We start from the raw sequence: 1,979 nt of genomic DNA on the forward strand, positions 1-1,979 counted from the left end.
ATGGACCCCGGTAAACCGGCCACTACAATCAGCATGGCATTGCGAAAAACATGGCCATACAACACTTGCCGGTTGTTGGCACCTTTAGCGCGTGCGGTCAGCACATATTGACGATGAATTTCATCCAGAAAGCTGTTTTTGGTCAGCAGCGTCAGTGCAGCAAAACTGCCCACCGTATTCGCCAGCACCGGCAGTGCAATATGATGAAAATAGTCGGCAATTCTACCCCAGGTGGACAGCGATTCGGCATTTCCCGACGTCAACCCGCGTAATGGGAACCAGTGGAAGTATTGTCCACCGGCAAAAAAAGTGATCAACAGTGAGGCGAACAGAAAACCGGGTACCGCATAACCGATAATAATGATGCTGGATGTCAGGCTATCGAAGCGCGAACCGTGCTTGACTGCCTTGGCAATGCCGAGTGGAATGGACACCAGATACATCAATAGCATGGTCCATAACCCGAGAGAGACCGTGACCGGAAGCCGCTCCTGAATCAAGGTTGCCACGCTGACACCACGAAAAAAACTGTCGCCGAAATCGAATTGAAGGTAATCGCCAACCATTTTGGCAAAGCGTTGCCACCAGGGTTTGTCAAAGCCAAACTGGTGGTTGAGCTGATTGATAAAAACCTGATCCAGCCCCTCACTGTGTGCGGTGTCGGATTGGGAGACCCCATCATTATTGCCACCGAAGAGACTGCGTTCGGCACCCAATGTGTTCATGCGCGCCAGCATTTGCTCCACCGGCCCGCCCGGTGCAGATTGAATGATGGCAAAATTGAGCAACAAGATGCCGAGCAGGGTGGGCACCATCAGCAACAAGCGGCGAACCAGATAGTGCATCATCAGCGTGCCCCCCGAGCACCCGGCGTGAGCCACCAGGATTCTATGTCAACACCGTAGCGGGGTTGGCGCTCCGGTCGGTTAAGCCGCCGTGACAGCGCCATGTTATAGCCCGCCGCGTGGTATAACGGCACCACATAGGCATTGAAACGCAACAGCCGATCCAACGCGCGGGTAGCCGCCAACAGTTCCTCCCGCGTCTCGGCTCTGATCAAGGCGTCAACCAGCGCATCAATCGCGGGGTTTTTGATGCCTGGCGTATTGTTACTTTCCGGCACATCGGCATAGTCACTGGTCCAGTAATAGCGTTGCTCATTGCCCGGACTGTTGGATTGACCAAAAACGTCATGGATCATATCGAAACGGTGTTGCTGAAGCCGGATTTGGTACTGGGCGGGATCGATAACGCTGATCCGGGCCTGAATACCGAGTCGGGCCAGATTCTGCACGTAGGGCAATGCAAGGCGCTGTAACCCACTGTCGGAGAGCAACAGTTCAAACGTGAAGGCGTTGCCACTGGCATCCACTAACCGTTGCTGTTTGGTGTGGTAGCTCGCCCGTTGGAGCAGGGGGAATGGGTTTCTCCAAACCCCGTAAAGGTGTAATGCCGCGTCATCGGGCAGCGCGGTATCAATTACCGCTGACGGAATTTTTGTGCCCAAGGTGCGTAGCAGCGCCAGTTCATTGCCCCGAGGGCTGCCCGTGGCTCCCATGTCCGAGTCCTCAAAAAAACTCTGTGTCCGCCGGTAAAGTTGGTAGAAAAACAGGCGGTTGACGGTATCGAAATCGAAAGCCAGCGCCAACGCTTCTCGAACCCGTTTATCCTGAAACATCGGATTGCGCAGGTTCATTACCCACGCTTGCATCGGGGCGGGAGATCCCCGCTTCACGGTGATTTTCTGAATATCGCCCCGTGCCACTGCCGGGCCGCGATAGTCGTTCATCCAGCGTGATGATGAGGTTTCCAGCCGGTAATCCACCTGACCCGCAAGAAATGCCTCCAGTGCGACGCTATCGTCACGGTAGTAGTCGTAGATGATGCGGTCAGGGTTGTAACGCCCCCGATTGACGGGCCGATCGCGGCCCCAATATTCCGGGTTACGCTGGTATTCAATCTGTGACCCCGGAGAGACT

Annotated in this window: 2 protein-coding genes; both read right to left on the reverse strand. The window is 55.0% G+C overall.

Translation table 11 applies throughout. The annotated features are described in order from the left end of the window. Positions 1 to 848, reverse strand: an 848-nt coding sequence (locus J5224_RS25865; RefSeq protein WP_264628056.1) for an ABC transporter permease subunit, incomplete at its 3' end; no start/stop codon positions are given. Then, on the reverse strand, positions 848 to 1,979 hold a 1,132-nt coding region (locus tag J5224_RS25870), incomplete at its 5' end, for an extracellular solute-binding protein (protein ID WP_264628057.1). The genes J5224_RS25865 and J5224_RS25870, both read right to left, overlap by 1 nt.

This window comes from Candidatus Symbiopectobacterium sp. NZEC135, from assembly GCF_025962695.1.